1 protein-coding gene is annotated in these 1611 nt (G+C 65.1%); it reads left to right on the top strand.

Annotated features, from left to right (window positions below; translation table 11 throughout):
- A partial coding sequence (locus tag B2M20_RS18635) for a putative inorganic carbon transporter subunit DabA (RefSeq protein ID WP_139372965.1) occupies window positions 1-1611 on the top strand: 1611 nt, incomplete at both ends.

The following is a 1611-nucleotide window of genomic DNA, read 5'->3' as shown; positions in this document are numbered from 1 at the left end:
CATGCCGTTCGAACAGGCGGTGCGCCGTGGTGCGGAGCTGTTTCATGCGCGCATGTTCCTGCCGCGCAGCAACTACCAGCAGTGGCAGCGCGAGGGCAAAGTTCGGCAGGACACCCTGACCGAGGAGATCGTCCGACGCTCGCAGGAGCTGCCCTCGGTGCCGGGCATCGACTGGTCTCGCTGGCTGCAGGCGCTGATGCAGTTGCCGCATGACCGCGATGTGGTGGTGCGCGGCGTGCGGGCGAAGGACGTCCACGCCGCGATGCACGGCCGGCTGTCTTCCGCGGAGGCTGTCGACGTTGCGGCGCTGTTGCCGGATCTCGAGCAGCGTCTGCACGCGCGCACATTGCCCGAGGCGGTCGACGCAATGTGGGGTACCAGCCTGGCCGACGAACTCGACGAGCTGGTGATCAAAAACTGCCTGGATTTTTTCGACGAAGACCAGTCTGCCTGGCGTATGCCCGGGCGCGAACGCGGCCTGTTCGTTGCCTGGAGCGAGCTCACGCGGCGCAATGCGCGTATGTTCCTGCGCGGGCTACACATGCCACGCATTCTCGATCTGGTGCAGGACGCCGAGAGCGCCGTCGTGTACGTCATGGAGGAGATGGGCATCAGCGCCGATGCTTGGCCGATCTACTTCACGCGCGTGCTCACCCGGTTGCATGGCTGGACCGGCTTTGTGCGTTGGCGCGCGTCGGCCAAGCACTACTATTGGGCGCAGCAGTATCCCGCCGACATTGTCGATCTTCTGGCAATTCGGCTCGTAATGGGCTTGGCGTTGCTGCAGGAGAGCGCGCGCAGTCGCGGCACGCCGGTCCGGCGTGAACAGCTCAATAGCGTGTTGCGCGAACGCGGCGCGGAAAGCGTACTGCGCTATGCGCTGCACAGTGGCGAGGTGTTGCCCGATTGGGCGCAGCGCATCGACGACACCCTATCGCGCGGCAACGGCACCCGCTGCCATGATCTCCTGCAACGCTACTGGCCGTTGTGGCATACTCAACTTGGGCAGGAACAAGCCGCCGCGTTGCACGAACTAGCCACCGCGGCGAATGCCACCGCGGCGCTCGATGCGCTGACGCCGGAGGACGTCGCGGGTCTGTTGCAGGGCTTGCGGGAGTTCGCGCCGCAGGAAGGCATGGTGTGGACCCTGGCGATGGAGGCGCAGTCCATCGACCAACTGCTTACGCAGGTGCAAGTGCCGCAGGAACCGCCGTCCGACAAGCGGCCGTTCGCGCAGGCCTGGTTCTGCATCGACGTGCGCGCCGAGCCAATTCGCCGCCACCTGGAGCGCGTGGGAAATTACCAGACCTTCGGCATCGCCGGATTCTTCGGTGTCCCCGTGGGCTTCCTCGGCTACGGCAAGGGCAGCGAGAGTCACTATTGCCCGGCGGTGATCACGCCCAAGAACCTGGTGCTGGAGTTGCCCGCCGCACTAGATCCCAACAACGAAGATTTCCTCAGTACCCTCGGCCATGCGCTGCACGATCTCAAGAAATCGGTGCTCTCGCCTTACGTCACGGTGGAGGCGGTGGGTATGCTGTTCGGGTTGGACCTGTTCGGCAAAACCCTGGCGCCGCTGGCCTACAGCCGCTGGCGCAGCCGCATCGATAC

Origin of the sequence: Nitrobacter vulgaris (assembly GCF_002028545.1) — a bacterium.
Classification (GTDB): Bacteria; Pseudomonadota; Alphaproteobacteria; order Rhizobiales; family Xanthobacteraceae; genus Nitrobacter; species Nitrobacter vulgaris.
Note: the sequence above shows the minus strand (reverse complement) of the source record. Positions and strands in the feature narration are given on the sequence as shown.